The organism is Streptosporangium sp. NPDC048047, from assembly GCF_040653115.1.
Lineage (GTDB): Bacteria > Actinomycetota > Actinomycetes > Streptosporangiales > Streptosporangiaceae > Streptosporangium.
The window spans coordinates 25,666-32,697 of the sequence record NZ_JBEZNH010000077.1 but is presented as its reverse complement, the minus strand read 5'-3'; the positions used below and the strand labels follow the sequence as shown (position 1 = coordinate 32,697).

At 69.1% G+C, this 7,032-nt stretch carries 6 protein-coding genes and 1 riboswitch; of the genes, 3 read left to right on the top strand and 3 right to left on the bottom strand.

Going from position 1 to position 7,032, the window contains the following annotated elements:
- Positions 1-153 precede the first annotated feature (153 nt).
- Entirely contained in the window at positions 154-858 is a 705-nt protein-coding gene (locus tag AB0D67_RS36035; RefSeq protein ID WP_362945982.1) for a C40 family peptidase, read from the bottom strand.
- Positions 846-1,078: riboswitch (cyclic di-AMP (ydaO/yuaA leader) on the bottom strand. Its footprint overlaps the gene before it by 13 nt.
- Positions 1,079-1,219: 141 nt before the next feature.
- Between AB0D67_RS36035 and AB0D67_RS36030 the strand changes: the two genes are divergently transcribed.
- Together AB0D67_RS36030 and AB0D67_RS36025 are read left to right on the top strand one after the other, a co-directional pair.
- Positions 1,220-2,266: a 3-isopropylmalate dehydrogenase gene (locus AB0D67_RS36030; protein ID WP_362945980.1), complete on the top strand. Its 1,047-nt coding sequence runs from the start codon at positions 1,220-1,222 to the stop codon at positions 2,264-2,266.
- Positions 2,267-2,443: 177 nt separating this feature from the next.
- Positions 2,444-3,538, top strand: a complete 1,095-nt coding sequence (locus AB0D67_RS36025; RefSeq protein ID WP_362945977.1) for a branched-chain amino acid aminotransferase — start codon at positions 2,444-2,446, stop codon at positions 3,536-3,538.
- A gap of 206 nt (positions 3,539-3,744) precedes the next feature.
- Here the strand turns inward: AB0D67_RS36025 and AB0D67_RS36020 are convergent, their stop codons facing one another.
- Both AB0D67_RS36020 and AB0D67_RS36015 read right to left on the bottom strand, forming a co-directional pair.
- A complete protein-coding gene (locus AB0D67_RS36020; protein WP_362945975.1) occupies positions 3,745-4,329 on the bottom strand; it encodes a Uma2 family endonuclease in 585 nt (194 codons plus the stop codon).
- A gap of 115 nt (positions 4,330-4,444) precedes the next feature.
- On the bottom strand, positions 4,445-5,098 hold the full coding sequence (locus AB0D67_RS36015) for an O-methyltransferase (RefSeq protein WP_362945973.1): 654 nt from the start codon (positions 5,096-5,098) through the stop codon (positions 4,445-4,447).
- Between the two features lie 292 nt (positions 5,099-5,390).
- Here AB0D67_RS36015 and cimA point away from each other — a divergent pair, with 292 nt between their 5' ends.
- On the top strand, positions 5,391-6,968 hold the full coding sequence (gene cimA, locus AB0D67_RS36010; protein ID WP_362945970.1) for a citramalate synthase: 1,578 nt from the start codon (positions 5,391-5,393) through the stop codon (positions 6,966-6,968).
- Positions 6,969-7,032: the final 64 nt, after the last annotated feature.

Sequence of the window (7,032 nt, the reverse complement as noted above, 5' to 3'; positions counted from 1 at the left end):
CATCGGCAACAGGACCTTGCGGCTTGACATTCCACATCCAGGGATGTCTGACCCGGATCGACCGATCCGGAGCGACCGGCCCGGAGCGACCGGCCCGGAGCGACCGGGAGAGACCGCCGGCCGGGATCGGGGCCGGCGGTCTCCCGCGCCGCGTCAGGCGTCCTTCGCGTCGCCCTTCTTGTCGTCCTTCCCGGTGTCCTTGCCGGTCGTCATGGTGCCGTTCTCGATCGAGATCTTGACACCAGAGCGGTCGGGGCGGACGGCCCCGGCGAAGACGCTGCGCCGCCAGGAGCTGAGCTTCTCCTCGCGGATGACGTCGCCGGTGCGCGGGGCGTGGACCATGTAGCCGGGCCGGCTGATCATGCCGACGTGGCCGAGGCCGCTGAAGAAGACGAGGTCACCGGGCTTGAGGTTCTTCCAGGAGACCTTCTTGTGGAAGGCCGCGTACTGGTCGTAGGTGACCCGGGGGAGCTTGATGCCGGCGGCGCGGTAGGCGCGTTGCATCAGGCCGGAGCAGTCGAAGCCGCCGTGGCCGGTGCCGCCCCAGACGTAGGGGACGCCGCGCTTGGACATCGCCCACCGCACGGCCTGCTTCCAGGCGGGAACGATCGCCTTGGCGGGGGCGGCCTTCGCGGGCTCGGACGTGGACCCGGACTCGGCGGCGGCCGCGGGGGTGGGGGCCGGCGTGGGGACGGCGGCCGGGAGGGCCGCGGAGAGCGTGGGTGAGGGGACGACCACCGGTGAGGGGGCCGGCGTGTCCGCCATGGCGGCGGCGGGGGTCGCGAGCGCGGCGGTGCCGGCGGCGACGATGGACAGGGCACGGGGGAAAAACTTGCCGGACAGGGTGGTTCCTTCCATAAGGCCTGCCGGGTTAGCTGTCGGGCTCGGGCGTGGAGGCCGCCCTACGGCGCGGGAAACGCGCTGATTCGCCCCAAGGAAGACCCGTTTGGGCAGCCGGAACGCGCTCGCTGACAGCGGAGTCATGTGTTCCGGCGCCCCGGGTTTTCCGGAAGGTGGGTCCCCGGCTCCCCGGGGCCGGACATGGGGGTGGCCCACGGGGATTAGGCGTCGATACGAATGGGAGGACCATAACGAAGGTTCATGAATCGGTCAATACGTCGCAAAGTCGGACAAATCGATCAAGGGTTTGTGACGCGCCGTTCTGTCCGTAGCGTGAGATGGGTGTTCGGCAGTCGAGACAAACCGGTAGGGTGCGAACATGGATTCGCGCAACATTCGCCTGGCAGTCATCCCCGGCGACGGGATCGGAGTGGAAGTCGTCGCCGAGGGGCTGAAGGTCCTCCAAGCGGTCGGCGCCAAGGCCGAGACCACCACCTACGACCTCGGCGCCAAGCGTTACCACGCGACCGGTGAGGTCCTCACCGACGCTGTTCTGGACGAGCTGCGCGGATACGACGCGATCCTGCTCGGCGCGATCGGCGACCCCAGTGTGCCCCCCGGCGTCCTGGAGCGCGACCTGCTGCTCAAGCTCCGCTTCCGGCTCGACCACTACGTCAACCTCCGCCCGGTCAAGCTCTTCCCCGGCGTGGAGACCCCGCTCGGCGGTTCCCGCCCCGAGGACATCGACATGGTCGTCGTCCGCGAGGGCACCGAGGGGCTGTACGCCGGGACCGGGGGCGTGATGCGCCGGGACACCCCGCATGAGATCGCCACACAGGAGTCGCTGAACACCGCGTTCGGTGTCGAGCGCGTCGTCCGCTACGCCTTCGACAAGGCGCGGAGCCGCCCCCGCCGGAAGATCACGCTGGTCCACAAGACCAACGTGCTCACCTACGCCGGAGACCTCTGGGCCCGCACGTTCGACCGGGTCGGCCAGGAGTACCCCGAGGTCCAGACCGACTACTGCCACGTCGACGCGGCCTCGATGTTCTTCGTCACGCAGCCGGAGCGGTTCGACGTGATCGTCACCGACAACCTCTTCGGCGACATCCTCACCGACATCGGCGCCGCCGTCGCCGGAGGAATCGGCCTGGCGGCCAGCGGCAACGTCAACCCCGACCGCACCGCGCCGAGCATGTTCGAGCCGGTCCACGGCAGCGCGCCCGACATCGCGGGCCAGGGCAAGGCCGACCCGACCGCCACGATCCTGTCGGTCGCCATGCTCCTCGACCACCTCGGCCTGTCCGAGGAGGCCGCCCGGATCGAACAGGCCGTGGCCGACGACCTCCTGGAGCGGCAGACCGGCTGGGCGGGCCGGACCACCCACGAGATCGGCGACGACATCGTCGCGCGAGTAGCCGGCTGAGGCCGCCTGCTCGATTCACCCACGCGCCCGGCGGCTCCGCGAGCCGCCGGGCGCTGCTTTTTGTCCGCAGTGCCACGTCCACTGCCGACTTTGTCCTAGATGCAGTAGTTTCCCGGTATCCAGTCCATCGCAGAATGGACTGAGGTGCAGTTCGACTCGAAGAGAAGGATTTCCGCCATGGCCACCGCTCAGAAGCTCAGCTTCAACGTGCAGCACTCCGACCACGCTCGCACCGCGGCCGAGCGCGAGCAGGTACTGGCGAACCCCGGATTCGGCCAGGTCTTCACCGACCACATGATCCGGATCGACTACACCGAGGGCCGGGGCTGGCACGACGCGCGGCTCATGCCGTACGGCCCGCTGAGCCTCGACCCGGCGACCGCGGTCTTCCACTACGCCCAGGAGTTCTTCGAGGGACTGAAGGCGTACCGCCAGGAGAGCGGCTCGATCGTGTCGTTCCGGCCGCAGGCCAACGCCGCCAGGTTCAACCTCTCGGCGGGCCGGATGGCCATGCCCGAACTGCCGGAGGAGACGTTCGTCGAGTCGCTGGAGCTGCTCGTCCAGACCGACCGCGACTGGGTGCCCACCACCTCCGGCCACAGCCTCTACCTGCGCCCCTTCATGATCGCCACGCAGCCGGCGCTCGGGGTGAACCACCCGTCCTCGACCTACTCCTACATGGTGATCGCCTCCCCGGCCGCCTCCTACTTCGGCGGGAGCCGGCCCGTCTCGGTCTGGCTGTCCACCGAGTACACCCGCGCCGCCCCCGGCGGCACCGGGTTCGCCAAGTGCGGCGGCAACTACGCCGCCGCCTTCGTGGCCCAGCGCCAGGCCGTCGCGCAGGGCTGTGACCAGGTGGTCTGGCTCGACGCGAACGAGCACCGCTACGTCGAGGAGATGGGCGGGATGAACCTCTTCTTCGTCTACGGCGACCGCCTCCTCACCCCCGCCCTCACCGGCACCCTCCTGCCCGGCATCACCCGCGACTCGATCCTCACCATGGCCGCGGACCTCGGCCTGACCGCCGAGGAGGGGCGCCTGTCCATCGAGGAGTGGCAGTCGGGCGCGGAGTCCGGCGAGCTCACCGAGGTCTTCGCCTGCGGCACCGCCGCCGTCGTGACCCCGGTCGGCACGGTCAAGGGCACCGACCGCGCCTGGACGATCGGCGACGGCACGCAGGGCCCGGTCACCACCCGCATCCGCGAGGAACTGGTCGGCATCCAGTACGGCACCCGCCCCGACCCCTACCACTGGGTCCACAAGATCTGCTGAGCGGACGTCCGGGTGCGGGCGGCGCGGGCATCCCCGCGCCGCCCGCCCTCTGTCCCAGAGTCGACCAAGCACAGGAGGCCTGCGGGGAAAACCGTGAAGAGCCCGGACCGCCGGACGTTCATGACGCGGAAGCGGGTCCTCGGAGGGCTTCCGGGCATCGGCGCGAGAGAGTTCAGCCGACAATGGCCGGACTCTGTGCGCGGGGTCTACTTATTGACCAGCTTGCTGGTGTCGATGGTCAGATCCCAGGGTGCGGGCAGGTCGAGGAAAGCGCCGAACTTGATGACGACCTCCTGGGTGTAACCGGCTTCACCGGGACCGCTGAGAAGGCGGATCTGCTCCTGGAACGTATCAATGACCAGGTAGAGCGGAACACCCGCTCGCCCGCAGTTTCGTGGTTTCACGACGTGATCGTCATTGCTGCTGCTTGACGAGACCACCTCCACCACGAGGAGTGTCGAGTCGCCGTGGACCTCGTTCTGATCCCACATCCGGGGCTCGGCCGGGACGATGGTCAGGTCAGGACGATACCGGTCGCTCTGCGTGCCCAGGTGAAGCATGATGTCGTTCCAGATCAACCAGCCTCGCTCGGTCACGAACCCGAAGATCTGCCCCAGGATCCAGAAAACGATGGTGTTATGGGTTCTGCTCGGCAACTCCCTCACCACGATCCGGCCGTTGATGAGCTCGACGCGCCGATCGGGCCATCTTTCCTGCATCTCCGGAAGGAATTTTCCCAGGTCGTCCTCTTGAGCCGACTCCGCGGCAGGTCGTTCCAGCACCTTGGCCATGGCTTCACCGTTCCCTCCGGGGGGCGAGCGTAACGTATCTGAGACGCCACCCAAAGTAACGGCAAAGGCGTGCCCTCGCCCGGGATCCGGAGAGATTCTCGTCAGTGTTTTCGAATCAGCTCTTCCTGATCACGGTGAGCCCGTCGGCCATGGGCAGCATGATCGACGTGACCCGGTCGTCCGCCGTGACCAGGTCGTTGAACTCGCGTATCGCCCGGGTCTCCTCGTCGTCGGCCGTGGGGTCGGCGACCCGCCCGCCCCACAGCGTGTTGTCGACCAGGATCAGCCCGCCGGGGACGAGCCGCTCCATCAGCAGCTCGTAGTAGACGGGATAGCCCGCCTTGTCGGCGTCGACGAACGCGAGGTCCACACCCTGCCACGGCGGCAGCTCCGCGAGCCGCTCGGCGGCCGGGCCGAGGCGCAGCTCCACCCGGTCGGCGACGCCCGCCTTGTCCCAGTAGCGCCGGGCGACGTCCGTCCACTCCTCGCTCGCGTCGAAGCAGGTCAGCCTGCCGCCGGGGGCGAGCCCGCAGGCGATGCAGATGGAGGAGTAGCCGGTGAAGGTGCCCACCTCCACCACGTTCGCGGCGCGGCTGACCTGAGTGATCATCGTCAGGAAGCGCCCCTGGTCCGGGGAGACGAGCATGTTCGCGCCCTCGCCGGTCAGCTCGCGGGTCTCCATGGCCAGCGCGTCCAGCACGTCGTCGGGGAGCGTGGTGTGCGCCAGCAGGTACTGCCCGATCGCCGGGTCGATGTAAGTCGCCTTCATGGCGGCCATTCTTGCCGCCCACCGGGTTCCGGCACCGGAAAACACCCGTCGGCGCGGCGCGTGTCCCGGATGGTGAGATGTATGTGTCAGATGGTGGTGGAGTGTGGGTAGACTCCGAGTCACCATGTTCTACGGTCTGCTCATTATCGGCAGGCGCGCCGGCTGAAAAGGGACAACGCCGGCGCGCAGACCTCTCACGTCCGTGAGGGGTCTTTTTGTTTGCCGGGCTCCGCGGACCTTGGGGAGCCGGACGGACACGCGGCGGACGACCCGGACCCGCAAGGAGACTCGCATGAACGACGACCGGTTCCATGTGTACGACACGACGCTACGGGACGGAGCCCAGCAGGAGGGCCTGAACCTGACGGTGGCCGACAAGCTGGCCATCGCCCGTCACCTGGACGACCTGGGCGTCGGTTTCATCGAGGGCGGCTGGCCCGGCGCCAATCCCAAGGACACCGAGTTCTTCAGGCGGGCTCGAACAGAGCTCGGCCTGAAGCACGCGCAGCTCGCCGCGTTCGGCGCGACCCGCCGGGCGGGCGTGAAGGCGGCCGACGACCCGTTGGTGGCCGCGCTGCGCGAATCCGGCGCGCCGGTCGTGACCCTTGTCGCCAAGAGCCACGACCGGCACGTCGAGCTGGCCCTCCGCACGACCCTTGAGGAGAACCTCGCGATGATCCGCGACACGGTCTCCCATCTTCGTGCGGAGGGCCAGAGGGTCTTCCTCGACGCCGAGCACTTCTTCGACGGCTACCTGTCCAACCCGGCCTACGCGCTGGAGGTCCTGCACACCGCGGCCGAGGCGGGCGCCTCGGTGATCGCGCTGTGCGACACCAACGGCGGCATGCTGCCCGACGAGCTGGCCGAGGTCGTCCAGGCGGCGGTGGGTACCTCCGCCCGGATCGGCATCCACTGCCACGACGACACCGGCTGCGCCGTGGCCAACACCCTCGCCGCGGTCCAGGCGGGCGCCACCCACGTGCAGGGCTGCGCCAACGGGTACGGCGAGCGCTCCGGCAACGCCAACCTGTTCACCGTCGTGGCCAACCTGCAGCTCAAGCGGGGCTTCGACCTCGTCCCGGCGGAGTCGCTGTCCGAGATGACGCGGATCGCGCACGCGATCACCGAGGTGACCAACGCCACCCCCAACTCCCACGCCCCCTACGTGGGCGTCTCGGCCTTCGCGCACAAGGCAGGGCTGCACGCCAGCGCGATCAAGGTCGATCCCAACCTCTACCAGCACATCGACCCGGCGCAGGTGGGCAACGACATGCGGATGCTCGTCTCCGACATGGCCGGCCGGGCCTCCGTGGAGCTCAAGGGCCGCGAGCTGGGCTACGAGCTGCCCCCGGAGACCTCACGCGAGCTGGTGGACCGCGTCAAGGACATGGAGTCGAAGGGCTTCACCTTCGAGGCGGCCGACGCCTCCTTCGAGCTGCTGCTCCGCGACACCGTGGCGGGCCGCCGGCTGCGCCACTTCACGGTCGAGTCCTGGCGGGTGATCGTCGAGCGGACCCGCGGGGCCGAGCTGGTCAGCGAGGCCACGGTCAAGCTGCACGCCAAGGGGGAGCGGATCGTCTCCACCGGGGAGGGCAACGGCCCGGTCAACGCGCTGGACAAGGCGGTCCGGCTGGGTCTGGAGCGGCTCTACCCCGAGCTGGCCGAGCTGGAGCTCACCGACTTCAAGGTCCGCATCCTGGAGGGCACGTCCGGCACCGGCGCGGTCACCCGCGTGCTGGTCACCACCAGCGACGCGGACGGCGAGTGGTCCACCGTGGGCGTCGACGAGAACATCATCGAGGCGTCCTGGCAGGCCCTGGAGCAGGCCGTCACCTACGGGCTGTTCCGGGCGGGCCACGTCGCCGGCTGACCGCCGCCCGCCGTGCCCGCCGTGTCCCGGGGTACGGCGGGCCGTACCCCGGGCGTATCCGGGT

Excerpts from the sequence above, each read along its gene's own strand:
- AB0D67_RS36035 (WP_362945982.1), bottom strand. The coding sequence starts at position 858 with ATGGAAGGAACCACCCTGTCCGGCAAGTTTTTCCCCCGTGCCCTGTCC.
- AB0D67_RS36030 (WP_362945980.1), top strand. The coding sequence starts at position 1,220 with ATGGATTCGCGCAACATTCGCCTGGCAGTCATCCCCGGCGACGGGATC.
- AB0D67_RS36025 (WP_362945977.1), top strand. The coding sequence starts at position 2,444 with ATGGCCACCGCTCAGAAGCTCAGCTTCAACGTGCAGCACTCCGACCAC.
- AB0D67_RS36020 (WP_362945975.1), bottom strand. The coding sequence starts at position 4,329 with ATGGCCAAGGTGCTGGAACGACCTGCCGCGGAGTCGGCTCAAGAGGAC.
- AB0D67_RS36015 (WP_362945973.1), bottom strand. The coding sequence starts at position 5,098 with ATGAAGGCGACTTACATCGACCCGGCGATCGGGCAGTACCTGCTGGCG.
- cimA (WP_362945970.1), top strand. The coding sequence starts at position 5,391 with ATGAACGACGACCGGTTCCATGTGTACGACACGACGCTACGGGACGGA.